This is a genomic window from Candidatus Schmidhempelia bombi str. Bimp, from assembly GCF_000471645.3.
GTDB lineage: Bacteria > Pseudomonadota > Gammaproteobacteria > Enterobacterales > Orbaceae > Utexia > Utexia bombi.
The window spans coordinates 1-893 of sequence record NZ_AWGA01000080.1 but is presented as its reverse complement, the minus strand read 5'-3'; the positions used below and the strand labels follow the sequence as shown (position 1 = coordinate 893).

Below are 893 nucleotides of genomic sequence, written 5' to 3'. Positions count from 1 at the left end.
CGGGACGAAGGGAATAGTGGCGCAGAGATTGTCTGTGTAACGGGCGTTGTAAGTCTACTGATGAGCCTAGCGCCATTTATGTTTGCGGTGCCGTTATGGGGACAAATAGCGTTTATTGTTGTTGGGATAGGACTCCTGCTAATTAATACCTGCTATTACGATGATGGGGGAAGCTGGGATGAGTTAAACCAATGGCTAAACCGCAGTATGTTAGGCAAGTTTGATTTTCACGCCACAAAATACCCACCTTATTACTTACCGACCCCGACCTGTATGCTGCTTTCAGATCAGGATTACTACTTAGCCGTGAATGGCGGACGCTGTCTGTTAGGTTCGGATTCAAGTTTATTTAGTTCCAATTATGATCTTAATTTAACCTTGAATTTACCAGATTTTAATAGGGAAGAATCAGAATTTGAGGGGTGGATTACAATTAAATCATTAGAATCCGGAGCTCAGGCACCAGTTGAATTAGTTATCTCTGATGGCACTGATCATTTAGTTATTCAACCTTCGGCAACAGCAGACTTTTTTACACCTAGAGCTGAGACGGAGGCACAGAATAAAAAAGAAATTTATGATATGGACAAGAAAAATGCTAAAGAAAGTAAAGATGAAAAGCGCCTAATTAAGCTGATGAATATAACCATAGGTCAACCTTGGGTAAATAATAGCGCTTCATTAGAAACTACTAACACCACAGAGCTGGATAAAGATCAAATTGGTTTATTTTTAATTAACTGGCGATTAGGACAAATAAAAGGTCACCATGAGGTATCAATAAGGGTCAACTACTGGCCCAATGGCAAGCGAGATAAACAGAATCAAGATAAGGAGCTTACTCCGTACTTATTCTCTTACCACTATATAAAAGATTAATTGGAATATAAAAA

General features: G+C 39.2%; 1 protein-coding gene. It reads left to right on the top strand.

Going from position 1 to position 893, the window contains the following annotated elements; all coding sequences use genetic code 11:
* A partial coding sequence (locus O970_RS09930) for a hypothetical protein (protein ID WP_166667101.1) occupies positions 1 to 879 on the top strand: 879 nt, incomplete at its 5' end.
* Positions 880 to 893: the final 14 nt, after the last annotated feature.